Raw genomic sequence first — 24,728 nt, 5'->3', positions numbered from 1 at the left:
GACGCAGCGCGCCCGGGCTCTTCCGTTTTCGTGGCGGCCTGGCCCTAGTGGGCGGCGACCACCTCTTCCTGGATCTCGTGAACCTTGGCGCCACGCGCCGCGAACGAGAACCACAGGACGTAGACGTAGCAGATCAGCGGCGCGACGAAGGCCAGCGACTTCGAACCGGTCATCTCCTCGATCTTGGCGAAGATCAGCGGCAGGAAGGCGCCGCCCACGATGGCCATGCACAGCAGGCCCGACGTCGCCGAAGTCGGCGCCGAGGACCGTTGCAGGGTCAGGGTGAAGATCGTCGGGAACATGATCGAGTTGAACAGGCCGATCAGCAGGGCCGCGAAGGCCGGGATCAGGCCGCTGGTCATCGGGGCCTGGGCCAGGATCAGGTTCAGCGTGCCGGCATGGGCGGTCGGGGTCATGTCCTTGGTGACGATCACCACCACGCAGAGCGCGATGGCGCCCAGGGCGACCAGCATCAACAGCACATAGTCCTTGACCGACTTCAGCAGGGCCGAGCCGGCGAAACGGCCGATCATCGCGAACACCATGTAGAAGGTGGTCAGCTTGCCGGCCTGCTCGGCCGGGATGTTCAGGACATGGCTCTGTTCGATGAACAGCAGCAGGTTCAGCGAGATCGCCACCTCGGCGCCGACATAGAGGAAGATGCCGATCGCGCCCAGATTGGCCCACTTCGAGGCCAGGGCCGAGAACGGGCTCACCAGGTGGCCGGTCTTCGGCGCGGCTTCGGTGATCTTGTGGCGGACCAGGAAGATGGCGATGATGAACAGGGTCAGGCCCACGCCGATCGCCAGGTAGACGTTCGAGACGAAGCCCAGGGCCTGTTCGCGCAGGGCCGGCGTGATCTCGATGCCATGCTTGAAGATGTCGCCCTTGAGCAGGAAGTTGGCGCCGAACCACAGGCCGCAGGCCGCGCCCAGCGAGTTGAACGCCTGGGACAGGTTCAGGCGGAAGGACGCGCCCTCCGGCTTGCCCATCGAGGCGATCAGCGGGTTGGCGGCCACCTGCAGCAGGGTGACGCCCGAGGCCATCACGAACAGCCCGACTAGGAAGATGCCAAACACGTGCAGCTTGGCCGCGGCGATGGCGACGAAACAGCCGGCGACGATGCCGCTGAGGCCCACGATCACCGACTTGGCGTAGCCGAACTTCGACAGGAAGGCCGCCGAGGGCATCGACATGACGCCATAGGCGATGAAGAAGGCGAAGCCGGTCAGGTTCGCCTCGACGGGGCTCAGGGTGAAGACCGTCTTCATGGTCTTCAGCAGCGGGTCGAGCAGGTTGGTGACCAGCGCCCAGATGAAGAAGAGCGCCGTCACATAGACGACGGCCAGGACTAGACTGCCTCCCGCCTTGGGCGCGGGCCCCGAACTCGGCGTCATCGACGCCCCCATACCTGCCATGTTGTTTCACTCCCTGTCCGACGTTGCGGGACGCGCCATCCACCTCAACCGTGACAACGTTGTCAAGGGCCGAAGCCGGACGTGCGCCGCGAAGATCTCGCCAAGCCGCCGTGTGGGAACCGATTTTCCCGATTCGACGGTAAATCGAAAACTCCGACAAATCCCCGCCAATGGGAAGCGGCGATGTCGATCATCGCCATTCTATGCGTGTCGGACGGGGGATCGCGATCGCCGGAAGTTGGCTTGTTCGACCCGTGCACGCACCGGCTGCGCCGAGCCGTCTCCTACGCCGCCCGGCGGCCTGCGGCGGGCGCCGGCGCGGAAACCTCCCACACGTCGTGAGCGGTTTCGCCCGTCAGGATGTTCTCGGCGGTCATCAGGCCGCTGAGCGTGGCCTGGTCACGGGCGCCGTCGCGGTGCAGGCCGTTGCGGCCGGCCAGGTGCAGGCTGGGGAACTGCATCTTCAGCTCCAGGCGGATCATCGCCCGGTGCTCGGCGCAGTCCTCGTCCTCGATCGGCAGCACCTTTCGCTGGCGCACGACGCGCGCATCGCTGACGGCGGTGGGGTCCATCAGCCCCATCACCGCGGCCTCGCGCCAAGCCAGGGCCACCAGGTCGGCGTCGCTGGCCGTCCACAGGCCGTCGCCCTCGAAGCAAAAATAGTCCAGGCCCAGGCAGCTGGCCGCCTCGCCTTCCGGCGCCATGTCCGGCGACCAGGCGCGGTAGTTCTGCACCCGGCCGACCTGCAGGTCGGTGTCGTGGACGTCGATCGCCGCCTCGCGCAGCGGCTTGCGGGTGCGGCCCACCAGGGCGACCGTGATCTGGTCGCGGTACATCAGCTCGCCGGCGTGGAACAGGCTGATCGGCGCCGGCCGCAGCATGGCCATCAGCTCGCGCAGCGGCGCGGTCGAGACCACGTGGTCGGCGGTGCGGACCTCGTGGGCGCCGTCGTCGCGCAGGATCGTCACGGCCCACGACCGGGTGATCGGATCGAACTTCAGGGTCTCGACTCGACGGCCCAGGGCGACTTCGCCGCCGAAGGCCGCAATCTGGTCCGCGCAGGTCCGCCAGATCGAGCCGCCGCCCAGGCGCGGATAGCGCAGGCTAGCCGCCGGCCTGGCGGCGCCCGCGCGGCCGGCCGGCATCTGGTCGCGGATCAGGCCCGACACCTTTTCGGCGAAGGGCAGGAACAGCGTCGAGGACAGCCGGGCGCCGAAACGGTTGCGGATCTCATCGCCGAAGGTCCTGGGCGCCTTGATCGGACGGATCTTGGCCAGGCCGAACGAGGCCAGGCAGGCCGCCGCGCCGCGCAGCCCCAGAAGGCCCAGAGCTTCAAGCGCCTTCAGCGGATAGGCATAGAACCGCTCGCGGTGGTAGATCCGCGCCGTCCGAGGCTGCTCGACAAAGCCGTCCGGCAGCAGTTCGGACCACAGGGCCAGCACGGCAGGCGAGGTCGAGGCGTAGGCGCCGCCGTTCAGGTCGATCTTGAAGCCGTGATGGTCGATCGTGCGGCTGGAGCCGCCGACCGCGTGGGGATCCATTTCCAGGACGGCGACGTCGCGTCCCGCCTTGGCCAGGACATAGGCGGCGGTCAGGCCGGCCGGCCCGGCCCCGATCACCAAGGTTTCGACATGCTGCCCCATGACGCGATGGTCCCCGTTCGAGAACCCATCCTGGCCTGAGAAGGTTAAGGACCGCCCCGTCGGACGGTGCGGAGCGGCCTCGAACTTGGCCATGGGACGCTATGCCGCGCCTCGCAGAAACCCAGGCCGCTAAGCCAGTTGATCGCCGATCGGCAGGGTTCGGATGCGCTTGCCCGTCGCGGCGAAAATGGCGTTGACCAGGGCGGCGGGAGCCGGCGGCAGGGCCGGCTCGCCCAGGCCGGTCGGCGGGTTGTCGCTGGTCACGAAGTGGACCTCGACGTCCGGCGCGTCGGCCAGGCGCAACACCGGAAAATCGCCGAAATTGCTCTGGACCACCGCGCCGTTCTCGATGGTGATCGCCTGGCCCAGCGCGCTGCCGATCCCGTCGAGCACCGAGCCCTGCACCTGCTGCTCGGCGCCGTTCGGATTGACGATCTGGCGGCCGACATCGGCCGCCGCCCACGCCTTGCGAACCGTCAGGCTTCCGTCCGTAACCGCCACCTCAACGACCACCGCCACATAGCCGCGATGGCTGTAGTGGCAAGCCACGCCCAGGCCGACGCCCTTGGGGGTCTTCCGGCCCCAGCCGGACGCCTCGGCCGCCCGGTCGAGCACGGCGCGCATCCGGCCGGTATGGAAGCTGTCGCCCTTGCCCGGCTCGCCGATCAGCCTGGGTTCGCCCAGCAGCTTGCGGCGGAACTCCACCGGATCGGCGCCGGCCGCATGGGCGACCTCGTCCGTGAAGCCCTGGAACACGAAGCCGTAGGCGTTGTTGCCCGGCGCCCGCAGCCAACCGGTCGGCACGCCCAGCGGCATGACCGAAACGTCCTGGACGTAGTTCTCGACCGCCCCGTACGGAAACTGCGTGCCGCCGATATTGGCCGCGCGGGCGAACCTCTCGCCCTCGCCGAAGGTGACGAAGTGGTTGCGCCAAGCCGTCAGCCCGCCCTGCGCGTCCAGCCCCGCCGTCAGCCGGTGGAAGCCGGCGGGACGGTAGAAGTCGTGCTGCATGTCGTCCTCGCGGGTCCACAGCAGCTTGACCGGCGCCCCGACGGTCTTGGAGATCCACGCCGCCTCGACCATGAAGTCGTTCATCAGCCGCCGGCCGAAACCGCCGCCGCTGCGGGTGAAATGGATGGTGATGTCCTCGGGCCTGATCCCCAGGGTCTTGGCGACCAGTTCGCGCCCATCCTCGGGGTTCTGGGCAGGGGCCCAGATCTCGACCTTGCCGTCCTTGAAGCTGGCCGTGCAGTTCTGCGGCTCCAGCGTGGCGTGGGCGTTGAAGGGATAGCTGTAGTCGGCCCTGACCACCTTGGCCGCGCCCTTCAGGGCCGCGTCGACGTCGCTGACCGTCTTGAGATTGCGATGCGGCGGCTGGCCGTGCAGTTCGGCGGCCTTGGCGACGAAGCCCGCGCTGCTCTGGGCGCTGGTTGGATGGTCGGCCCAGGTGACCTCCAGCGCATTGCGCCCCTTGCGCGCCGCCCACCAGCTGTCGGCCACCACCACGACGCCGGCGAGCAGCCCCTCCAGCTCGGTCCCGCCGTCGACCACAAAGGCGTGGCGCACGCCCTTGACCGCCTTGGCCGGCGCCAGGTCGACCCTGGCCACCTTGGCCGCGAACACCGGGGCCTTGAGGAAGGTGGCGTACAGCATGCCCGGCACGCGCACGTCGATGCCATACAGCGGCTTGCCCACCACGATAGCGGCCGTGTCGGACTGTGGCTGCGGCTTGCCGATGATCCGGTAGGCCTTGGGATCCTTCAGGACCAGGGTCTTGGGGTCCGGCGCGGCCAGGCCGGCCGCGGCCTGGGCCAGTTCGCCATAGGACAGCCGGCGCTGGCCGGCCCTGTCGATCACGAAGCCCGGCTCGGTCGCCAGGCCGGCCGCCGGGACGCCCCAGCGCTGGGCGGCGGCCTGGATCAGCAGGGCCCGGCCCACCGCCCCGACCTGGCGCATCGGCTCCCAGTCGTCCGGGGTGGAGGTGCTGCCGCCGGCCGACTGCTCGCCAAACACCTTGGCGTCGACCGGGGCCTGTTCGATGCGGACGGCCGACCAATCGACGTCCAGTTCCTCGGCGATCAGCATCGGCATCGAGGTCTTGATCCCCTGCCCGATCTCCGGCCGCTTGGCCGCGATGGTCACCACGCCGTCCGGCCCGATGCGGACGAAGGCGCTGAACGGGTTGGCGCTGGCCTCGCCCTGGGCTCGCACCAGGCCCGGCAGGCTGAATGACAGCAGCAGGCCGCCGCCGGCCGCGGCGCCGGTCTTGAGGAACAGGCGGCGGGCGGGGTTTTCCAGGATCGCGGTCATGTTCACGCCTCCACCTGGCCGGACGCCGCCTTGATGGCCTTGCGGATGCGGATGTAGGTGGCGCAGCGGCAGAGATTGCCGTTCATCGCCGTGTCGATCTCGTCGTCAGTCGGCTTGGGCGCGGCGGCCAGCAGGGCCGTGGCCGACATGATCTGGCCGGCCTGGCAGTAGCCGCACTGCGGCACGTCGATCGCCTTCCACGCCTCCTGCACCTTGGCGCCGACCGGATTGGCCCCGACGCCCTCGATGGTGGTCACCGCCTTGCCGCCCACCCGGGCCAGCGAGGTGACGCAGGAGCGCATGGCCACGCCGTCGATGTGCACCGTGCACGCCCCGCACTGGGCCACGCCGCAGCCGTACTTGGTCCCGACCAGGCCCAGTTCGTCGCGCAGCACCCACAGCAGGGGCGTGTCGGGCTCGGCCTCCACCGTGTGGACCTGGCCGTTCACCTTCAGACTGGTCGACATGCCGCTGCTCCCGAACTGACGCGGGCGCACAGTGCCAAAGGGTTGGAACAACGACCAGAGGGTGTGGTTGTCATAAAACCGTCATTGAAAGCTTGAACGCGGCCGGCTTCCGTGGTTCCGCTCCGCCCCGTCGGGCGTTGTCCAGTACCAGGATCGTCCGAAAACTCTCCACGCTTCGAACAGAGGATGAAGCGACCATGCTGGGCTTGTTCCGGGCCGTCATGCCCAAGGAAGACCGCTTCTTCGAGCTGTTCGCGCAGCATGCCGCCACCCTGGTGGCCGGGGCCAAGGCGCTGCAGGACCTGATGCAGGGCGGCGACGGCGTCGAGGCCGCCAGCGCCCGCGTCTACCAGCACGAGGAAGAGGCCGACGAGATCACCCGCCAGGTGATGGGCGCGGTCCGCCGCAGCTTCATCACCCCGTTCGACCGCAGCGACATCCAGGACCTGACCACCTCGCTGGACGACGCCATCGACCAGATGCGTAAGACCGCCAAGGTGGTCAGCCTGTTCGAGGTGAGGACCTTCGAGCCGCAGATGCGCGAGATGGCGGCGATCATCGTCCAGGCCGCGGAGCTGACGGTCGAGGCCGTCGCCCTGCTGCCCGACATGCGCAAGAACGCCCAGCGCCTGACCGAGCTGGCCGTCCGCGTCACCCAGATCGAGGAGCAGGCCGACCAGATGTACGACCAGGGCCGCAAGGCGCTGTTCCTGGCCCAGAAGGGCGGCGACCCCATGGCCTTCATCGTCGGCGTCGACATCTACAGCCACCTGGAAAAGGTGGTCGACCGCTTCGAGGACGTCGCCAACCGCATCAGCGGCATCGTGGTCGAGCAGGTCTAGTGGATCCGACCTTCCTGATCCTGGTCGTGCTGGTGGTCGTGGCCCTGGGCTTCGACTTCCTCAACGGCCTGCACGACGCCGCCAACTCGATCGCCACCATCGTCTCGACCCGCGTGCTGTCGGCCAAGTGGGCGGTGCTGTGGGCGGCGTTCTTCAACTTCATCGCCTTCATCTTCTTCGGCACCAGCGTCGCCAAGATGGTGGGGGCCGGCATCATCGACCCGCACATCATCAGCGACCGCCTGATCTTCGCCGCCCTGATGGGCGCGATCAGCTGGAACCTGATCACCTGGTGGGCCGGCATCCCCTCGTCCAGCTCGCACGCCCTGATCGGCGGCCTGGTCGGGGCTTCGGTCGCGCGCGTCGGCAGCTTCGGCGCGGTGCAATGGGCGGGACTGGGCAAGACCGCGGCCGGCATCGTGGTCTCGCCGCTGATGGGCTTCGTCCTGGCGTTGGTGCTGGTGCTGATCGTCTCCTGGACCTTCCTGAAAAGCTCGCCGTTCTTCGCCGACCGGGTGTTCCGCAAGCTGCAGTTCGTTTCGGCGGCGGCCTATTCCCTGGGTCACGGCGGCAACGACGCCCAGAAGACCATGGGCATCATCGCCGCCCTGCTGTTCGCCCACGGCGCCACCCACGCCCCCGGCACGATCCCCCTGTGGGTGGTGTTGTCGTGCCAGACCGCGATGGCGCTCGGCACCCTCTTTGGCGGTTGGCGCATTGTGCACACCATGGGCAGCAAGATCACCCGCCTGACACCCATGCAGGGCTTCTGCGCCGAGACCGGCGGCGCGATTACATTGTTCCTGGCGACCCATATCGGCGTTCCGGTCTCGACGACTCACACGATCACGGGCGCTATTGTCGGCGTCGGCGCGTCGCGTCGGGTTTCGGCCGTCCGCTGGGGCGTGGCCAAGAGCATCGTGACCGCCTGGATCGTCACCTTGCCCGCGGCCGGTCTCGTCGCGGCGGCGTTCTATTATCTCGGGTTCTGGATGAAGTGAGCGACGCGGCGGGCGGCAAGCAGGCGGGACGCAAGTCCGGAACACGGCGCCGCCAGGTCGCCGCCCTGCCCTGGCGCGCCGATCCGATCGCGGGCTTGCAGGTCCTGCTGGTCTCATCGCGCGAGACCCGCCGCTGGGTGATCCCCAAGGGCTGGCCCATGAAGGGCAAGCTCGACCATCAGGCCGCCGCCCAGGAAGCCTATGAGGAAGCCGGGCTGGACGGCCGGATCGTCGACACGCCGGTCGGCGACTATCCCTACCTGAAGCGGCTCAAGAGCGGCGCGGCGCGGCCGGTGACGGTCGACGTCTATCCGATGGAAGTCACCGGCGAGCACGCGACCTGGCCGGAGAAGGGCCAGCGGACGCTGCGGTGGATGTCGCCGGTCGAGGCGGCGCTGGCGGTGCAGGAGCCGGAGCTGCGCGACCTGATCGCCCGCTTCGCCCAGGTCGAGCTGCCCGCCGAGGAGCGCCCGGCCCCGACCCTGGCGCCCACGCCGGTCCGGGTGGCCTTCGATCGCCTGCGCCGGCGCGTCACCGCGCTTTGGGGCCGCCGTTAGGCCGACGCCTGTCAACAGGCTGGGGATAACTCGACAAGCCCTTTCGCGTTCACTATGTTCTTGTTCTGTTCCGGAGCGAGAATCGCCATGCAGCTGTCCCTCGACCTTTCGACCTCGCCGCTCGAAGCCCTGCGCGACGGGCTGCTCAAGACCTTCGGACCCCAGCGGCCGACCAAGCGGCTGGATCCGGTGTCGCAACTGGTCAAGTCGTCGATCAGCGGACGGACCAAGGACGCGGTCTCCTGGGCGGTCTATCACCGGCTGAAGGAGCGCTTCGCCACCTGGGAGGACCTGGCCGAGACGCCCGACGCCGAGGTCCAGGAACTGATCAAGGACGTCACCTTTCCCGAGGAGAAGGCGCGTCACCTACCCCACGCCCTGCGGCTGATCCAGGTGCGCAGCGGCTGGACGCTGTCGCTGGACCACCTGGCCGAGCTGGAGCTGGACAGCGCCCGCTGGTGGCTGCAGGGCCTGCCGGGCGTCGGGGTCAAGGTCGCCGCCTCGGTGCTGAACTTCAGTCCGCTGAACATGCGGGCCCTGGTGGTCGACACCCATGTTCACCGCGTCGCCGCTCGCTACGGCCTGATCCCCGCCAGCTATGACACCGCCCATGCCTATCGCGCCCTGATGGACATGGTCCCCGACCGCTGGACCGCGGAGGACCTGTACGAGTTGCACTGGCTGATGAAGGGCCTGGGTCAGTTGCTGTGCTCTCACCACGCGCCACGCTGCGGGGCGTGCGCGCTGAAGCCGGCCTGCTCCCGGGTCGGCGTCGAGCGCAGCGCCGACATCCTGGCCTGGCGACCGCGCGCCTGAAGCCGGCGGGAGCGGTGAACCGCTTCCGCTCCCGCACGCTCCCTCCGCATGGCTCACGACATCCGCATCGGCACGGCCGGCTGGGGTTTTCCGCGAACGCTCGACATCTTTCCCGTCGAAGGCTCCGGCCTGGAGCGCTACGCCGCCGTGTTCAATAGCGTCGAGATCAACTCGTCGTTCTACCGCCCCCACCAGCGCAAGACCTACGAGCGCTGGGCCGCCTCGACGCCGGCGAGGTTCCGGTTCGCGGTGAAGCTCCCCCGGACGATCACCCACGAGCGCCGATTGGTCGACTGCGGCGAGCCGCTGGCCCAGTTCCTCGACGAGTGCGGCGGCCTGGGCGACAAGCTCGGCCCGCTGCTGATCCAGCTGCCGCCGAGCCTGAGGTTCGACGCCGGGACCGTGGAGCGCTTCCTCGCCGCCTGGCGCAAGGCGACGACCGCCGCGACGGTGCTGGAGCCTCGCCATGCGACCTGGTTCGAGGCGCCGGCGCAGGCGCTGCTGCAGGATTTCGAGGTCGCGCGGATCGCCGCCGACCCCGCCGTGGTCCCCGCCGCCGCCCGGCCCGGCGGCTGGAGCCAACTGGTCTATCACCGCCTGCACGGCTCGCCGGCGATGTACGCGACACCGTATGACGACGGCCGGCTGGAACCCCTGGCCAAGCGGATCGCCGGCGAGCCCGAAGCCGTCGAAAGTTGGTGCGTGTTCGACAACACTCGGTTTGGCGCGGCGACCACCGACGCCCTGAAGCTGATGGCCCTCATCGCGCCGCCGCCAGTTCGCTGAAGGTCTTCGTCCCGATTCCGTAGTGGCGCCAGTCCTTGTAGTCGAAGTGCCACCACTCCTCGGGATAGATCTCGAAGCCCTGGGCGACCATGGCCTCGCGCAGCAGCGAGCGCATGGCCCTCTGCCTGGTCGTGCCGCCGATGAAGTCGGCGTAGGAGCGGCCCGACATCTCGTCGTAGCGGCTGGGCATCTCGACCGGCTTGCCGGTCTTCAGGTCGTAGAGCGTCAGGTCGACCGCGCAGCCGCGGTTGTGTCGCGAACCCTGGGCAGGGTCGGCCACGAACATGTGGTCCTCGGGCGGCGTCGCCTCCCAGAACATCCAGGTCACGAACCAGGGCCGGTAGGCGTCGTGGACCAGCAGGCCGTAGCCCTTGGCCTTCAGCGCCTGGGCGGCCCGCGCCAGGGCCACGGCGGCCGGGCGCTGCAGGTAGGCGGCGGGGCGCTCGTACAGCGGCAGGCCCATGAAGTTGTCGGAGCCGGCGTAGCGGATGTCCAGGCGGAGGGTCGGATCGAGGGTCGACAGGTCCACCAGGTCGGCGGGCCGATGCTCGGTGGTCTCGACCGGCGGCTTGGCGGCCAGGGCGCGGGCGCGCAGGGCGGCGGGGTCGGCGCGGACGGCCGCGCGGACACCGGCCTCGACCTCGGCCCCGAAGTCGTGGCGCAGCAGGCGGACGCCGTCCAGGCGCACGGCGACCGGCTCCAGCACCAGTTCGCCGCCGCCTTCGATCCGATAGCGGTTGCGCCCCAGGGGCGTCAGCTTGGCGTCCTTGCGGCCCCGACCGTCGATCCGCAGGACGCCGGCCCGCTCGAACACGGTCAGCGGCGCGGCGCGCTGCCCGTACTGGCCGACGGCGGCCATCTCGGCGGCGTCCAGGGGCTGGGCGAAGGCGGTGGCGCTCAGGGCAAGTCCGATCAGCATGGGGGCGACCAAGGCGCAGGCTCCGATCCTAATCCGCATCGTCCCGCTCCCCTATCCGGCCGCCATGCCGGCTATGCCTCCACGTGCACGCGGCGGAAGCGGCCCTGCAGATAGACCAGCGGCTCGTGGTCCGGATCGTAGCGCAGCTTGACCACCCGCCCGACATAGACCCGGTGGTCGCCGGCGTCGAAGACCTGGTGGGTCACGCATTCGAAATTGGCCATGCAGTCGGGGAGGATCGGCGCGCCGGTGTCCCAGGTCTCGGTGTCGATGCCGGCGAACCGGTCGCCGTCCTTCTGCACGAACTGGCGGGCCATCAGCTGCTGGTCGGCGTGCAGCACATTGACCGTGAACCGCCCGGCCGCGTCCAGGATCGGCAGGCTGCGCGAATTGAGATCGACGCAGACCAGGGCCAGGGGCGGATCCAGCGACACCGAGGTGAACGAATTGGCCGTCAGCCCCACGCGGCGACCGTCCTCGCACACCGTGGTGATCACCGTCACCCCGGTGGTGAAGCATCCGAAGGCGTGGCGCAGCGCCCGGGCGTCATGCGCGCCGCCCTCGCCCAGTTCGATCGTGACCGGCTGACTCATTGGATCACCAGTGATGCAAACCGGCGTGACGGGCAAGGGTTTGGGCCATGGGGCACGGCCCACTTGCCCCCTACGGACCGCTTGTCGATGATCCTCCCCCGTGGGGGAGGCGATCGCGCAGCGATCGGTGGGGGGCGTTTTGGGGTCGGCGATCCGGGTTGCAGCCATCGGCCGATCACTCCCCCCTCCGTCGGCTTCGCCGACACCTCCCCCACAGGGGGAGGATCTGATGGGCACGGTCTCGTCCTCACGCGATCTCTCGCCGAGCTGATGGAAAGGGACGCGGAGCGCCGGACATCGTCCGGAGTGTTTGAGTTTGTGTACCGTTTCGACGAAGCCCGATCGCTCCGCGCGGTCGTTATCCGGAAGCGCAGCGGCGCTGAGCCCTGTTGGAGCCTCGCCGCCTTGAAGCCTCCGACGGGCGGGCCAGGTCAACGAACCCCGGTCCCGGACCGCGAGCGCGTCACCGCCCGCCTGTTGCTCAATCAGCCCTCGCGCCACGTCGTTTTTGTGTTCCAGGCCCGACCGGCTCCAGAGACGCGAGGTTTGGTCCAGAAGGACCGCCGACAAAGCTTCCCGCTCGATCGCCCCCCGCCGCCGCATCGGTCGCTGGCCATGCGCTCTTTCCATGCAACGAGGTGAGATCAGGATACGGGTGGTTTGGGAGGGTGAGGATCAAATCGGGTCGAAAAAGTTCAAGGTGTTGAAATCACCGGGCTTTGTTCGCTATCCGCCGAGCATGGACCTTCAAAACCCTCTCCCAGAGAGAGAGGGCGGGGCCCGCCGCGCAGCGGCGGGAGGGTGAGGGGCTACCGAGGTCGACGGCGCGCCGGCAGGGCGTTCAGGGTGAAACCGGTCAGGGCGTCACCCCTCTCCCTCCCACGCTTCGCGCGGGTCCCTCCCTCTCCCCTCCGGGAGAGGGTTCAAGAAGGGGCGCCGTCCGGCAGCTCTCCTGACGTCATCCGCCAGCGGCGAGGCCGCGCCTTGAAACCTTGATGGCGAGCCTGCTCTGGCGTCTGGCCGTGTCAAGGACCGCCTCTGGCGGCCGCGTCGCGGCGACGCTCCGCGTCGTCCTTGACACGGCCAGACGCCAGAGCTCCGATCCACCAAGGCTTTAAGGCGCGACCCCATCCGGGGCGGCTGAATAACTACGAAGCAGATTTGTCGGCTAGCTTAGCCAGCAAGCTAACAAAGGCGATAAATTCCAACGCTCGCTCGGGATCATCTTGCACAAATCGATGTGCACGAGGGTTTCTTAGACCGGCGACGGCACCAGAGAACAACATCATAAACCCTCTTTGTTCATCTGAATCCGATTGATCCAGCAAGGGGTTGAATTTCAAAACGGGATTTTTGGGACTAAAAACGAACTCCATAAGTGCAGATCCGTCCTTGTCTTCCACGCCGCTGTGAAGACGAACCAACATATTGAGAGCCTTCACCGAAGCTTCTACAGCGTTGGCATAGTGACCATCGCGATATAATTGTCCGGCAGCTCTTTGAATGGAGGCGTGGATTTCCAATCCGTCGTAGGCTCGAAGCGCCTTTCCAGCATCGCTTTGTCCAGAATCTTCCAGGTCCTCGATGAAGCCCGCTCGTATAGCAGCCAGATTTTTTCTGGCAGCCGCCGCACCCCGCCTCAAACCCTCGCGAACTTCACTTATAGGCGTTTCTCGCGTATAGCTTACAGAAGCGGTATCAATATTATTTAAAACCCCTTTATACCGGTTATATTCAACGGTATCGTTTCCAAAAATTGCTACGAGAGCCGCGTCTAATTTATTCTCTAGGGCGCTGATCGATGGGATCTGAAATCGCATCGGGATTAAATAAATCTAGGTCCGCAATTCTGCGATCTATTTTTAAGATAGCATCTTTCATCTGAGCAGATGATAAATTGGCTACTCTCGGTGAAGGAGTTATCGAGCTCCGAGCCAAATCTAATCTCCATGTACCTGGTGTGCGGCAAATATATTACCCCTCGATCACGTGCGGCACGAACCGGGCCAGGTTCTTGGTGACGACGCTGTCGTCCTCGCGGACGCCGATGCCGGCCGGTTCGTTGCCGACCATCCACGCGCCGACCACCGGCCGCTTGCCGTCGAAGTCCGGCGGCGGGTGGTAGGCCTGGACGATCGCGCCTTCCGCGCCATAGCCCTGGTCGAGGACAGGCTCGTCACCCCCGACCACCTCGACATTGGCCCCTTCGCGCGAGAACAGCGGCTTGCGCACGAAGCGCCCGCCCAGCGCGCTGGCCGCCGGATCGCCCTCGAAATAGGCCTCCAGCAGGTTGGGGTGGCCGCGATGGCGTTCCCACAGCAGCGGCAGGACGCCCTTGTTGGACAGGATCGCCTTCCACGGCGGCTCGATCCAGCGCACCTGGGCCGTGTTCAGGTGGGCGGCGTAGGGCTCGCGCAGCATGAACTCCCACGGATAGAGCTTGAACGCCGCCTGCAGGACGAAGCCCTCCAGGTCGACGAACTGGCCCTCCGCGTTCAGGCCGATGTTGTCCATGGCCACGAACTTGGGCTCGACGCCGGCCTGCAGGGCCAGGTCCTCGAGGAAGCGCACGGTCTGGCGGTCCTCGACCGCGTCCTCGTCGCTGGCGAAGTGGACGAAGCCGCCGGTCGGGAACAGGACCTTGAACCGGTCGCGCAGGGCTTCGAACAGGCTGTTGAACTGATCGGCGCCGGCGGGGAAGGTTCCGTTGGCGATCAGCTCCTCCAGCCACAGCCACTGGAAGGTGGCCGCCTCGAACACGCTGGTCGGGGTGTCGGCGTTGTATTCGTAGAGCTTGGGCTTGGCCTTGCCGTCATAGCCGAAGTCGAAGCGGCCATAGAGCGACGGCGACTTGGCGCGCCAGGAGGCGGCCACGAAGTCGCGGTGCTCGGGCGGGATCGCCAGCCGCTCCATCAGTTCCTGGCTGCCGGCGACCTCGTCGACCAGGTCCAGGCACAGGTCGTGGAGCTCGGCCGCGGCCGGCTCCAGGTCCTGCTCCACCTGGCCGAGGGTGAAGGCGTAGGCCGTGGACTCGTCCCAATAGGCCTGGCCTTCGGTGTGGTGATAGACGAACCCGACCGCCTCGGCCTTGGCCTGCCAGTCGGGACGCGGCGTCAGCTTCAGGCGGCGCACTACTCGGTCTTGCCGCCGTCGCCGGGCTTCTGCTCGATCTGCAGCGTGGGCTGGGCGGGCGCCAGGCGGGCCAGGATGTCATCGGCGCTGGACTGGCCGGGCAGGATGCCGGCCAGGCGCAGCTTTTCGTCGAGATCGGCGCCGGTGCGGCGGTCTTCCAGCTCGCCGGCCGCCTTGATCCGCTCGCCGCGGATCATCTGGCGTTCCTTGATGCGGGCCAGGCTGTCGGCGGCCGAGCCGAGCGAGGCGCCCGCGCCGGCCCCGCGCGCCGAGACGGCGGCCTGGGCCTTCTGGACGCTTTCGTTGACCTTCACGACCTCGACCTCGCGACGCAGGGTCTCGATGCGGCGGTCGGTGGCGGTGATGGCGGTGTGCAGTTGGTCCTCGGCCGTGCGCATGTCGCCGATCTGCGGCTCCTTCAGCGCGATGTCCTGCTCGAGGTCGGCGATGCGCTGGGCCACCTGGCGGGCCAGGTCCATGTCGCCCTTCTGGACGGCGGCGCGGGCCGAGGCCTCGTACTTGGTGACCTGATCGCGGAAGCCGGCGACTTCCTTCTCCAGGATACGGCGGCGGGCGACGAGCGTGGCCATGTCGTCGCGGGCCTTGCCCTGGGCGGTGTCGGCGTCGCGGATCTCCTGGTCGAGGATGCGCAGGGCGTTGGCGTCGACGACGGCCGCGGTGGCCTCGTGCGCGCCGGCGCGACCCAGGGTGAACAGCTTGTTCCAGATGGACATGTGGGGTCTCCGAGTCGCGGGCTTTAGGCGGCGGGGGTGAAGGACGAGCGCAGGTCGGACGCGGCCTCAATGGCGTTCTCCGCCAGGACCCGCAGCTCGACCAGGATGTCGTCCAGCGACGAGCTGGGCGACAGCTCGCCGAACAGCTCGTAATAGTCGCGGCCGTTGACCGCGCTGATGCCGAAGTTCGACAGCGGCACCAGCTTCTGCGCCTTGAGCAGGAACTCGTTGAAGGCGTGACGGTCCTTCTGCTCGTCGACCGGCCACAGCAGCACCGAGGCGGCGATCTGCTGGTCGCTGACGCTGACGAAGATCTCCAGGTCGCCGTGATCGTGCATGGTCACCAGCAGGATCGGGTCGGCGCCCTCGACCACGCGGGCCGTCATGGCGTCGCTGAAGCCGTCGGAAAGCGCCGTCTTCAGCGAGCGAACAGTCCAGGCGGGGGTCGTCATCGAGCGGTGTCTCCTTCGGCCAAGCCTCTATCGAGGCTGTTTCATACTAGATGGGCGAACGAACGCCAGTCGTCGAGAGCGCAACCTTACGTGCGCCCATGACAAGTTGGTAATCCCCTTCCCCCTTTTGTGAGCGGGAATGACGTCGTACATGTGACGCGAGTTTCGCAGCGGGTCGTTCATGTTCAGCAAGCTCTTCGGCCGCAAGGACGCCGCGCCCGCCTCGGCCCTGCCGGCGATTCGCAACGTCACCCTGGGCCGCACGGTCTGGTTGGACACCCTGGCCTGGCGAAGGCTGGGCGACGACCTGAAGTTCGCGCTCGACACCGACACGCTGGAAATCACCGCCCAGGGCCTGGTCGAGCTGCGCGAGGGCGGCTTCGTCCACAGGTTCTATACCGACGACAACATCATGTTTCAGGCCGTGTCCGAAGACCGCGACGGCCAGCGCGTCACCGACGTCACGCTCTTCATTCCGTGGGACAGCGCCTATCCGGGCGGCCGGGCCGACGAGGAGGCCTGGGCCAAGCGGCTGCGAGCGCGCACCTTCACCGGTCCGGGCCTGCCGGAATACCGGCGCGACTGGTTCGGCGACGAGGCTGAAAGCCAGGAGCCGGTCAGCTTCTGGGAAGATGTCCACGACGACCGCGACGGGATCCCGGATCGGCGGATCTTCCAGACCTGCATGCTGTTCTCCCGCGATCTGCCGGGCGATGGCCGCGAGCTGCTGCTGGCCATCCAGCAGGAAAACGAGAACGAGGACACGCGCCAGCGCGAGATGTCGTTCGAAATCATGGTCGGCGTGGCCTTGAGCGTCGGCGAATTCCGGGCCTAAGGGGCAAGTTTCATTTTAACGCATTTTCTTCACGCGAACCGGAAACCACTTCGCTCGAAAATGCTTTTTGGGGGAAAGACATGAGTGATCTGCATGGATTTGGCGGCAACGCCCTGGCGTTCCTGGTGGCCTTCGTGGTCGCCGGCCTGTTCACCGTCGTCTTCAAGCTGATCTACCAGTGGGTGACGCCCTATAACGAGGCCAAGCTGATCCGCGAGGGCAACGTCGCCGCGGCCCTGGCCCTGGGCGGAGCGCTGGTCGGTTACGTGCTGCCCCTGGCCTCGGCGCTCAGCAACACCGTGTCGCTGGTCGAGTTCTGCGCTTGGGCCGCCCTGGCCGGCGTGATCCAGATCGCCGCCTTCACCCTGGTGCGCACCGTGGCCATGAAGGACGTCGCCGCCCGGATCGAGAAGGGCGAGATCGCCGCTGGCGTCTATCTGCTGAGCATCTCCCTGGCGGTCGGCGTGCTGAACGCCGCCTGCATGACGGCCTGAGGCGCGCCATGACCGTTCAAGCTCCCTCGCCCCGCCGCCGCCTGCGCTCCAGCGGCCTGGTCCTGACCGGCCTGATGGCCGGCACGGCGATCTCGGTCAGCGCCTGCGACGATCCCGGCACGGCCACCCAGTGGGACGACCCGCCGGCCGCCTCCAGCGAGGTCGACGCCAAGACCTACGCCTCGCTCGACGACTGCAAGAAGTCCGGCGACATGACCGCCGAGCAGTGCGACACGGCCTACGCCCAGGCCCAGAAGGACAGCGCCGCCAACGCCCCCAAGTTCAGCGACCAGCAGACCTGCGAGGAGCGCTACGGCGTCTCCCAGTGCGTGCCGCGCAGCGACAGCAACGGCGGCAGCTTCTTCACCCCCCTGCTGACCGGCTTCATCGTCGGCCAGGCGCTGAACAACATGGGCGGCCGCTACTACGGCGCGCCGATGTACCGCGACCGCGAGGGGACCTATTACGGCGGCTCGGGCTATCCGCTGTCGCGCGACTATGTCACCGGCCGCACCCGTGTGCGCACCGACAGCTTCAACGCCCCGGAGATGCGCGCCCCGACCCGGGTCCAGAGCCGCAGCGCGGTGATCTCGCGCGGCGGCTTCGGCGGCGGCGGCCGTTCGTTTGGCGGGTAGCCTCCGGATTCCGCGGGTCCCGCCAAGGCCCAGGACCCGCGGAACCGAAAGGGAAACAGACTGTAAACCATTGTAAATTTGGCCATACAGCCGGGAGCCGAGGGGGCGTCTGCACGGTACGCTTGCCAATGCGGATGGTCGCCTTGATCCTTCCCCCCGGACAGCGCCCCGCCGCCGCGCGCCCCGCGCCCACCCCCGCGGGGCGCGCGAGTTACCTTGGTTGTAAGTGAGCCTATGAAAGTCGCCCTGCTCGACGACGACGACAGCCACAATGCGCTGGTCGCCGCCCTTCTGGGGCCGGCGGGCTATGACTGCACCAGCTTCACCCGCCCCGAGCGCCTGCTGGCCGAACTGCGCCGCCAGACCTTCGACCTGCTGATCCTCGACTGGAACATGCCCGAACTCAGCGGCATCGAGACCCTGCGCCGGGTCGGCGAGCTGCTGAGCCCGTCGCCGCCGGTGCTGCTGCTGACCAGCCGCTCGGTCGAGGCCGACCTAGTCGAGGGGCTGAACGCCGGGGCCGACGACTACATCGTCAAGCCGCTGCAGCCGCAGGTGCTGCTGGCCCGGGTCAACGCCCTGGCCCGGCGGGCCTATCGCCCGGCCGCCATCCCCCAGGTCGAGCAGCACGGCCCCTACCGCCTGGATCCCGGCGCCCAGACCGTCAGCTGGGGCGACACCGTCGAGACCCTGACGCCCAAGGAATTCCAGTTGGCCGCCCTGCTGTTCAACAACCTGGCCCGGCCGCTGTCGCGCGAGTACCTGCTGCGCCGGGTCTGGGGCCAGCGGCCCGACCTGGAGACCCGCACCCTGGACGCCCACGTCTCGCGTCTAAGATCGAAGCTTCACCTGCGCCCGGCGAACGGCTTTAGACTGACGACGGTCTATGGGTTCGGCTACCGGCTGGAAGTCTGCGAGCCCGAGGCCGCCACAGACCTTGGGGCCGCGTCCGGAGCCGCTGAATGATCCTTCGACCGTCGCTGTACGCCCTGGCCGCCGTCCTGGCCCTGGCGTCCGGCCCCGCCCTGTGCGCGCCGCGGGCCGCCGCAAGGCCGGCCAAGCCCGCCGCCGCTCCGGCCGACCCGCCGGTCCGCTACGTCGTCCGGCGCGGCGACACCCTGTTCGACCTGGGCCGCGCCTATCTGCGCAAGGCCAACGACTACCGCCATGTGCAGCGCGCCAACCAGATCAGCCGGCCGCGCGCCATGCCGGTGGGCAAGACCCTGACCATCCAGGCCGACCTGCTCAAGACCCAGCCGATAGACGCCCGGCTCAGCGCCTTCAGCGGCAAGGTCGAGATCGAGACCGACGGCCGGCGCGTTCCCGCCGAGAAGGGCATGACGCTCCGGGAAGGCCAGCGGGTGATCACCGGTCCGGGCGCCTTCGCCACGTTCGAGATGGAGGACGCCTCCCGCGTCACCCTGCCCTCCAACACCGCCATGCGCGTGGTGCGGCTGCGCAACGTGGTGCTGACCAACGCCCCGCAGCGGGTGTTCAGGCTGGACGAGGGCCGCAGCGCGATCCAGGCCACGCCCGACCCCAATCCCAACGCCCGCTTCGAGGTGCGCACCCCGGTGTCGATCTCGGCGGTGCGCGGCACAGAGTTCCGGGTGGCGGCGACGGAGGGGCGGGCCCAGACCGAGGTCCTGAAGGGCGCGGTCGGCGTGGGTCCTGGCGAGGCGCCGCCGCTGGGCCCGCCCGTTCCGGCCGGCTTCGGCGTCACGGTAACGCCCGGCGGGGCCGGGGTCGGCGCGCCGGTCGCCCTGCTGCCCGCCCCGACGCTGAACGCGGCCGACCAGAACCAGACCGACCGCACCGTGCACTTCGCCGTGCATCCCCAGGCCGGCGCCGCGGGCTACCGGCTGCTGCTGTCGCGCGACGCGGGCTTCGTCGACCTGTTCGCCGAGGCGACCCAGGCTGAAGCCGCCGCCGACTTCGGACCGCTGGAGGACGGCGTCTATTTCGTCCGCGTCACCGCTCTGGATCCGGCCGGCCTGGAGGGCGCGCCCGCCGACTACAGCTTCGACCGCGACCTGGACGTGCTGGAGGCGGGCGCTCCGCCCGTCGCCGAGGCCAGCGGCAAGCATCGCAACTTCCTGTTCCGCTGGAGCGCGGCGGGCGGCGGCGTGCGCAGCTTCCGCTTCCAGCTGTTCGCCGGGACGCAGCCGACCGCGCCGATCGTCGACCAGCCGGGCCTGGTCGAACCGCAACTGACCCTGACCGACCTGCCGCCGGGGCTCTACAGTTGGCGGGTCAGCGCCACGCGAGTGAAGAACGGCGTGGTCACCGAGAAGGTCGCGCCGCTGCAATCGCTGACGATCGGACGCTAGGCCTTGACCGCCTTTCCCAGCCTGTCGCGCCTGGCGCCCTTTCGGCGGCTGAGGCCCCGGCCGCCGCGATCGCCGCGACGGCGCCTGCTGCGCTGGCTGGTGGTCGCCGCCCTGACCGGCTTGGCCCTGACCGGCCTGACCGTCAGTTCGCTGACCACGCGGCTGGACAACATCCTCTACGACCGGCTGGTGCGCGCCTCCGAGCGTCCCGTCGATCCGTCGATCCTGATCGTCGGTGTCGACGAACGCAGCCTGCGCGAGCTGGGCGCCTGGCCGTGGAACCGCGCGCGCCACGCCCAGATGATCGACCGGCTCACCCAGGCCGGGGCCAAGGCGATCGTCTATGACGTGCTGTTCAGCCAACCGTCCCAGGACCCCGCCGCCGACGACGCCCTGGCCGCCGCGGTCGCCCGTTCGGGCAAGGTCTACCTGCCGCAGTTCCTGGAACCGCCGGCGCAGGACGGCGCGCCGCCGACCCTTGTCGCGCCCATGCCGGCCATCGCCGGCGGCGCGGCGGCGGTCGGCCTGGTCCACGTGCGGTTCGACCGCGACGGCCTGGTGCGCCGCATGGCCCCGTTCGAGGCCAACGGACCCGACCTCGCGCCTGACCTGATGACCGTGGTCCACCGCGCCACCAAGCCGTTCGACGCGCCCGACGCCACGCGCGGCGACGCCCCGACCCTGCTGATCCCGTTCGCGGGGCCGCCGGACCGCTATCGCCAGATTGCCTTCTCCAGCGTGCTGGCCGGCGAGGCGCCGCGCGAGATGATCGCGGGCCGGACGGTGTTCGTCGGCCTGACCGCGCCGGGCCTGGGGCCGGCCTTCCCGACGCCGGTCACGCCCGACGCCGCCAGCATGACCGGCGTGCAGTTGCAGGCCAGCGTGCTGGACGGGCTGCGCAGCGGGATGATGATCAAGCCGGCCGGCCTGGGCGTACGCCTGGTCTTCGCCCTCAGCCTGCTGTGGTTGCTGCTGGCCGGGCTGCTGGTGCTGCCGCCCCGGACCAGCCTGCTGCTGCTGGTCGTGCTGCTGGCCGTCGCGGTCGCAACCAGCGCCGCCCTGTTCTCAAGCGCCCACCTGTGGCTGTCGCCGGCGGCCCCGATCCTCGGTATGGGCCTGGTCTCGCTGGTCTGGGGCTGGGGCCGGCTGGGACGGGTCAATGATGTGCTGGGCCATCAGCTGGACCGCCTGCGCGCCGTGACGCCCGCCGACGCCGTTCACGCCGAGGCCGAGTTCGAAAGCGACCTCGTCGCCCGCCAGGCCCTCAGCCTCGGGGCGGCCATCACGCGGATCGACGACCTGCGGCGGTTCTCGGCCGACGCCCTGTTCAGCCTGCCCGACGCCACCCTGGTGGCCGACGCCGCGCGCCGGGTGATCGCCGCCAACGCCGCCGCCCGGGCGCTGCTGGCCGACCGCGCCCAGGTGCTGGAGGGCGGCGGCCTGGCCGATGTCCTCAACGCCCTGGAGCCCCTGGGCCGCACCTTTCCGGCCAGCTGGCCGGCCGAGGGCGACAGCGGTCATCCGATCGACCTGCACCTGGCCGACGGCCGCGCCTTCCAGATCCAGACCGTGTTCCGGCGCGACGAGGCGGGGGATGGGGCGGGGTGGATCGTGCGCCTGGCCGACATCACGCCCCTGACCGCCGCCATGCGCCAGCGCGAGCAGGCGCTGCAGCTGCTGACCCACGACATGCGCTCGCCGCAGACCTCGATCCTGGCCCTGCTGGCGACGACGCCCGGCCTGCCGTCCGAGACGTCCGAGCGCCTGGCCGCCTATGCCCGCCGCACCCTGGCCCTGGCTGACGGCTTCGTGCAACTGGCCCGGGCCGAGGTCACCCAGACGGCGATGGAGCCGGTCGACCTGTGCGACGTGGCGGTCGAGGCGATCGATGAGCTGTGGCCCCAGTGCCGCCAGCGCCATATCGAGATCCGCCAGGAGGGCTGCGACGGCCCGATGATGGCGCTCGGCGACCGCGGCGTGCTGGCCCGCGCCCTGGTCAACCTGATCGGCAACGCGGTGAAGTACGGCCCCGACGGTTCGACCATCGTGGTGCGCGCGGCCACGGTGCTGGACGGCGGCCGCACCTATGTCGACCTGTCGATCACCGACCAGGGGCCGGGCCTGACCGTCGAGGAGGCCGCCCTGGCCTTCCGTCCCTTCCAGCGCTTCGACCGGCCGGGCGCCGAAGCCGCCGGCGGCGCGGGGCTGGGCCTGGCCTTCGTCCAGGCCGCCGCCACCCGGCACGGCGGCGGGGTCAGCTGCCTCAGCACGCCCGGCGCCGGCGCGACGTTCACGCTGCGGCTGCCGGAAATGCCGGCCTAGGTCGACGCCGTGCGTGGTCCTCGTCCTTCGACAGGCTCAGGATGAGGACCATGGCAGGCCTGGCGCGTGGAAAACCTCATCCTGAGCTTGTCGAAGGATAAGCGGCTCCAAGATCCTCCCCCTGTGGGGGAGGTGTCGCCCAAAGGGCGACGGAGGGGAGTAATCGGCCGATGGCCGGATCCCGGATCGGAGATCCTAAAACTCCCCCACCGATCGCTCCGCGATCGCCTCCCCCACAGGGGGAGGACCGTTGAAGGGACACGCCCTCGCGCGTCGCGCTCTCTGTCCGGCGCGGCTGGCGGCGGGGGCGTGTCCCCTCCTCCCCTCCCTTAAGGCTTCACGAACTTGAGCACGAACTGGTCGGTCTTGCCGCGGATGGCGGGGTCGAAGACGCTGGCGGTGCGCGGGTCGGCGGGATTGCGCAGCAGCGGGCTCTCGGCGGCCAGCTTGAAGCCCGCGGCCTGGACCTCGGACTTCACGGCCTCGACGTCAACGCGGTGCAGGGTGTCGGGGGCCGACAGGCCTGAACCGTCGGCGGCGTAGTGGTCGACGACCAGGAACACCCCGCCCGGCTTCAGCGACTTGAACACCTCGGCGTTGACCTTGGCGGCCGTGTCGGCCGGGAAGGGCTTGAGGTGCAGGTCGTGGTAGTTCTGGACGGTGATCACCGCGTCCAGGCCGTCGGGCAGGTCCAGGCCGATCAGGCTGCCGTCCAGCGGCGTGACGTTCTTGTAGGCCGCCGCGACCGTCTTCAGGTCCTCGCCGTACTTGGCCTGGAACTTGATGAACTCAGCTGGCTGGTAGGCGTAGACCGTTCCGATCGGTCCCACCGCCGCCGACAGGATGCGGGTGAAATAGCCGCCGCCGATGATGAAGTCGGCCACCTTGCCGCCCGGCTTGATGTTGGCCAGGGCCAGTAGTTCGGCCGGGTGTCGGGCCGCGTCCCGGGCGGTGTCGGCCGCCGGCCTGGCGGGATCGGCCAGGGCCGCCGTCAAGTTGGCCGGAACCTGGGCGGCGCCGGGCGCGGCGGACATAGCCAGCGCGCAGGCGGCGACCAGGGCGGAAATCATGGACCGCGACATCGGGGGCTTCCTCAGCTGTGTTTCCCTTCGATAGCGCGCCCCGGCGTTCCAGTGAACATCGGTATTCGAGATGGGCGGCGTTTCGGGGGGAGAAGCTGGGGATAGCTTACGGGGCGGATGAGGATTCTCCTGAACCGCCGTCGGATTCGTCCTCATCCTGAGCTTGTCGAGGACGGGCGCCGTCCTACGCGTCCGCGGGTTTCAGCGCCGCCACCAGGCGGTCGGCCAGGTCGGCAGGGTCGTCGCCCGAGGTGCGGACCGTCGCCCAGGCGACGACCTTGCCGCTCGACAGGTCCAGCACCGCCAGGGCGGCCGTGCGGACCGGTCCCCGCCGCGACCAGGGGCGCAGCCGGGTCGGGGCGCTGCGCCACGGCGCGACGCCGACCTGCAGGCCGACGGCGGTGGAGATCCCGACCCCGGCCGGGGAGGTCCCGACGGTGACCTGCAGCCGATAGCGGGCCGGCAGGGCGCCCCCCTCCACCGCGCCGACGTCGCCGATCCGGCTGGCCACCCGGGCCCGGATCGCCTGGACCAGGGCCTGGTCGGCGTCGGAGGGCGCGGCCGACCCCGCTTCGGTGGCGACGGCCTGGCCCCGCAACACCGCCAGGTCGCCTTCGCGCGCCACCTGGGGCGGCGTGGCGCAGGCGCTCAGCAGCAGGCCCGCGACCAGGGTCGTCGACAACATACGCATGGAAAACCCCGACATCCTCGGCGTTCAGTCTAGCCGCGGACCACCTGCCCGACCAGCCATGACAGCCCCCAGAAGACCAGGCTCCACAGCGCCAGGCTCAGCAGGGCGGCGACCACCAGCAGACGCGGCCGCCGGATCGCGGCGTCCAGGCCGAGCCGATCGGCCATGATCCGCAGCGTCGGCTCCATCTTCAACGGGTCCCGGCCGTCGCCTGGCCGCGCAACATGCCATAGGCATGGTCGGTCAGGGCCCAGCGCCGGCTGTGCGGACCATAGGGCCGGTGCAACAGGTTGGCGGCCCGCGGGTGGCTGGCGTCCAGGCAATAGGCGGCGAAGGCCTCGTCCAGTTCGCGCCGCATCGCCTCGGACGGCCGATACACCCCTCGGCGCTTGGCGATATGGGCCACGACGAGGTCGCGATGGGCCGCCCCGCCCAGGTCCAGCAGCGCCTCGGCGATCTCGCCGACCAGCGGGTTGAGGATGGCGACCCCGCCCGCCGCCCGTTCCAGCCCCCGCCTTCCCGCCTCCGACCAGCCCATCGCTCCGATCCCCGCCTATTGCGGGACGGAGTTAAAGGCCATGCGCCTCAGATCGACCAGAGGTCGAATGTCGGTTTTTACAATACGTTACATTGACCAGCGACCGGGCGGGGCGCTGGACGATATCGCCG

The 24,728-nt window shown here is 69.1% G+C and carries 25 protein-coding genes; 11 read left to right on the top strand and 14 right to left on the bottom strand.

All coding sequences use genetic code 11. From position 1 onward, the window contains the following. Positions 1 to 44 precede the first annotated feature (44 nt). From ASD47_RS22115 to ASD47_RS22100, 4 genes are all read right to left on the bottom strand, one after another. Entirely contained in the window at positions 45 to 1,397 is a 1,353-nt protein-coding gene (locus ASD47_RS22115; RefSeq protein WP_056761686.1) for a sugar MFS transporter, read from the bottom strand. Positions 1,398 to 1,702: 305 nt separating this feature from the next. Next, positions 1,703 to 3,061 carry an FAD-dependent oxidoreductase gene (locus ASD47_RS22110; protein ID WP_056761421.1) on the bottom strand — a complete coding sequence of 453 codons (1,359 nt, stop codon included), beginning with the start codon at positions 3,059 to 3,061 and terminating at the stop codon, positions 1,703 to 1,705. 129 nt (positions 3,062 to 3,190) lie between these two features. Beyond that, positions 3,191 to 5,371: a xanthine dehydrogenase family protein molybdopterin-binding subunit gene (locus ASD47_RS22105; RefSeq protein WP_056761418.1), complete on the bottom strand. Its 2,181-nt coding sequence runs from the start codon at positions 5,369 to 5,371 to the stop codon at positions 3,191 to 3,193. Positions 5,372 to 5,373: 2 nt separating this feature from the next. Continuing rightward, positions 5,374 to 5,838, bottom strand: a complete 465-nt coding sequence (locus ASD47_RS22100) for a (2Fe-2S)-binding protein (protein WP_056761415.1) — start codon at positions 5,836 to 5,838, stop codon at positions 5,374 to 5,376. A 197-nt stretch (positions 5,839 to 6,035) separates the two neighbouring features. On the opposite strand from ASD47_RS22100, the gene ASD47_RS22095 reads away from it, so the two are divergent. From ASD47_RS22095 to ASD47_RS22075, 5 genes are all read left to right on the top strand, one after another. Further along, the gene (locus ASD47_RS22095) at positions 6,036 to 6,680 is read left to right on the top strand and encodes a DUF47 domain-containing protein (protein WP_056761412.1); all 645 of its coding nucleotides are present in this window, start codon (positions 6,036 to 6,038) and stop codon (positions 6,678 to 6,680) included. After that, on the top strand, positions 6,680 to 7,681 hold the full coding sequence (locus tag ASD47_RS22090; RefSeq protein ID WP_056761411.1) for an inorganic phosphate transporter: 1,002 nt from the start codon (positions 6,680 to 6,682) through the stop codon (positions 7,679 to 7,681). Before ASD47_RS22095 ends, ASD47_RS22090 begins: the two co-directional genes overlap by 1 nt. Further along, positions 7,678 to 8,238 (top strand): NUDIX hydrolase, encoded by a 561-nt coding sequence (locus tag ASD47_RS22085; protein ID WP_056761408.1) that lies wholly within the window; start codon positions 7,678 to 7,680, stop codon positions 8,236 to 8,238. The genes ASD47_RS22090 and ASD47_RS22085 overlap by 4 nt, the downstream gene beginning before the upstream one ends. A gap of 87 nt (positions 8,239 to 8,325) precedes the next feature. Then, the gene (gene nth / locus ASD47_RS22080) at positions 8,326 to 9,054 is read left to right on the top strand and encodes an endonuclease III (protein WP_056761405.1); all 729 of its coding nucleotides are present in this window, start codon (positions 8,326 to 8,328) and stop codon (positions 9,052 to 9,054) included. A gap of 48 nt (positions 9,055 to 9,102) precedes the next feature. Beyond that, positions 9,103 to 9,840, top strand: coding sequence for a DUF72 domain-containing protein (locus ASD47_RS22075; protein WP_056761400.1), 738 nt, complete (start codon positions 9,103 to 9,105; stop codon positions 9,838 to 9,840). Here the strand turns inward: ASD47_RS22075 and ASD47_RS26335 are convergent. The 6 genes from ASD47_RS26335 to ASD47_RS22050 form a co-directional block, all read right to left on the bottom strand. Then, positions 9,815 to 10,798, bottom strand: a complete 984-nt coding sequence (locus ASD47_RS26335; protein ID WP_082564751.1) for a M15 family metallopeptidase — start codon at positions 10,796 to 10,798, stop codon at positions 9,815 to 9,817. The genes ASD47_RS22075 and ASD47_RS26335 overlap by 26 nt on opposite strands. 32 nt (positions 10,799 to 10,830) lie before the next feature. Then, complete coding sequence (locus tag ASD47_RS22065; protein ID WP_056761397.1) at positions 10,831 to 11,352, bottom strand: flavin reductase family protein; 522 nt, start codon at positions 11,350 to 11,352, stop codon at positions 10,831 to 10,833. Positions 11,353 to 12,500: 1,148 nt separating this feature from the next. Continuing rightward, the gene (locus tag ASD47_RS26330; protein ID WP_082564750.1) at positions 12,501 to 13,172 is read right to left on the bottom strand and encodes a TIGR02391 family protein; all 672 of its coding nucleotides are present in this window, start codon (positions 13,170 to 13,172) and stop codon (positions 12,501 to 12,503) included. Positions 13,173 to 13,326: 154 nt separating this feature from the next. After that, positions 13,327 to 14,484, bottom strand: a complete 1,158-nt coding sequence (locus tag ASD47_RS22060; protein WP_056761394.1) for a glutathionylspermidine synthase family protein — start codon at positions 14,482 to 14,484, stop codon at positions 13,327 to 13,329. Beyond that, on the bottom strand, positions 14,484 to 15,218 hold the full coding sequence (locus ASD47_RS22055; RefSeq protein ID WP_056761391.1) for a PspA/IM30 family protein: 735 nt from the start codon (positions 15,216 to 15,218) through the stop codon (positions 14,484 to 14,486). Before ASD47_RS22055 ends, ASD47_RS22060 begins: the two co-directional genes overlap by 1 nt. A 23-nt stretch (positions 15,219 to 15,241) precedes the next feature. Then, a complete protein-coding gene (locus tag ASD47_RS22050; RefSeq protein ID WP_056761389.1) occupies positions 15,242 to 15,670 on the bottom strand; it encodes a YjfI family protein in 429 nt (142 codons plus the stop codon). A gap of 181 nt (positions 15,671 to 15,851) precedes the next feature. On the opposite strand from ASD47_RS22050, the gene ASD47_RS22045 reads away from it, so the two are divergent. From ASD47_RS22045 to ASD47_RS22020, 6 genes are all read left to right on the top strand, one after another. Beyond that, positions 15,852 to 16,505, top strand: coding sequence for a DUF2491 family protein (locus ASD47_RS22045; RefSeq protein WP_056761386.1), 654 nt, complete (start codon positions 15,852 to 15,854; stop codon positions 16,503 to 16,505). Between the two features lie 80 nt (positions 16,506 to 16,585). Further along, the gene (locus ASD47_RS22040) at positions 16,586 to 16,999 is read left to right on the top strand and encodes a DUF350 domain-containing protein (RefSeq protein WP_056761383.1); all 414 of its coding nucleotides are present in this window, start codon (positions 16,586 to 16,588) and stop codon (positions 16,997 to 16,999) included. Between the two features lie 8 nt (positions 17,000 to 17,007). Further along, positions 17,008 to 17,634, top strand: coding sequence for a DUF1190 domain-containing protein (locus ASD47_RS22035; protein ID WP_056761380.1), 627 nt, complete (start codon positions 17,008 to 17,010; stop codon positions 17,632 to 17,634). A gap of 234 nt (positions 17,635 to 17,868) precedes the next feature. Continuing rightward, positions 17,869 to 18,600: a response regulator transcription factor gene (locus ASD47_RS22030; protein ID WP_056761376.1), complete on the top strand. Its 732-nt coding sequence runs from the start codon at positions 17,869 to 17,871 to the stop codon at positions 18,598 to 18,600. After that, complete coding sequence (locus ASD47_RS22025; RefSeq protein ID WP_056761373.1) at positions 18,597 to 19,964, top strand: FecR domain-containing protein; 1,368 nt, start codon at positions 18,597 to 18,599, stop codon at positions 19,962 to 19,964. The genes ASD47_RS22030 and ASD47_RS22025 overlap by 4 nt, the downstream gene beginning before the upstream one ends. A gap of 3 nt (positions 19,965 to 19,967) precedes the next feature. Further along, complete coding sequence (locus ASD47_RS22020) at positions 19,968 to 22,286, top strand: CHASE2 and HATPase_c domain-containing protein (RefSeq protein WP_235526078.1); 2,319 nt, start codon at positions 19,968 to 19,970, stop codon at positions 22,284 to 22,286. Between the two features lie 329 nt (positions 22,287 to 22,615). Here the strand turns inward: ASD47_RS22020 and ASD47_RS22015 are convergent, their stop codons facing one another. The 4 genes from ASD47_RS22015 to ASD47_RS22005 all read right to left on the bottom strand — a co-directional run bounded on the left by ASD47_RS22015 (position 22,616) and on the right by ASD47_RS22005 (position 24,597). After that, entirely contained in the window at positions 22,616 to 23,368 is a 753-nt protein-coding gene (locus ASD47_RS22015; protein ID WP_056761370.1) for a class I SAM-dependent methyltransferase, read from the bottom strand. 184 nt (positions 23,369 to 23,552) lie between these two features. Continuing rightward, complete coding sequence (locus tag ASD47_RS26835; protein ID WP_156402377.1) at positions 23,553 to 24,059, bottom strand: hypothetical protein; 507 nt, start codon at positions 24,057 to 24,059, stop codon at positions 23,553 to 23,555. Between the two features lie 29 nt (positions 24,060 to 24,088). After that, positions 24,089 to 24,247 (bottom strand): hypothetical protein, encoded by a 159-nt coding sequence (locus ASD47_RS26830; protein ID WP_156402376.1) that lies wholly within the window; start codon positions 24,245 to 24,247, stop codon positions 24,089 to 24,091. Between the two features lie 2 nt (positions 24,248 to 24,249). After that, positions 24,250 to 24,597: a hypothetical protein gene (locus ASD47_RS22005; RefSeq protein ID WP_056761364.1), complete on the bottom strand. Its 348-nt coding sequence runs from the start codon at positions 24,595 to 24,597 to the stop codon at positions 24,250 to 24,252. Positions 24,598 to 24,728 lie beyond the last annotated feature (131 nt).

This window comes from Caulobacter sp. Root1472 (assembly GCF_001426985.1).
Classification (GTDB): Bacteria; Pseudomonadota; Alphaproteobacteria; order Caulobacterales; family Caulobacteraceae; genus Caulobacter; species Caulobacter rhizosphaerae.
Note: the sequence above shows the minus strand (reverse complement) of the source record. Positions and strands in the feature narration are given on the sequence as shown.